Origin of the sequence: Janthinobacterium sp. Mn2066 (assembly GCF_049319705.1) — a bacterium.
GTDB lineage: Bacteria > Pseudomonadota > Gammaproteobacteria > Burkholderiales > Burkholderiaceae_D > Janthinobacterium.
The window spans coordinates 1-209 of the sequence record NZ_JBMOUF010000068.1; the positions used below are offsets into that span (position 1 = coordinate 1).

A 209-nucleotide genomic window follows, 5' to 3' on the forward strand; every position below is an offset into this window, starting at 1 on the left:
GGGAGAAGAGTCTCGAACTCTCGACCTCAACCTTGGCAAGGTTGCGCTCTACCAACTGAGCTACTCCCGCATGGAGTTTTTACTGCTTGTACTACCGACTACGCCACTACTTTACGCTACCTCCAGCAAACGCTGGAGCGGGAGAAGAGTCTCGAACTCTCGACCTCAACCTTGGCAAGGTTGCGCTCTACCAACTGAGCTACTCCCGC

Annotated in this window: 1 tRNA gene; it reads right to left on the bottom strand. The window is 54.5% G+C overall.

What is annotated here, in order from left to right:
* Positions 1-133 precede the first annotated feature (133 nt).
* Positions 134-209, bottom strand: a tRNA-Gly gene (locus tag ACL9RI_RS27780).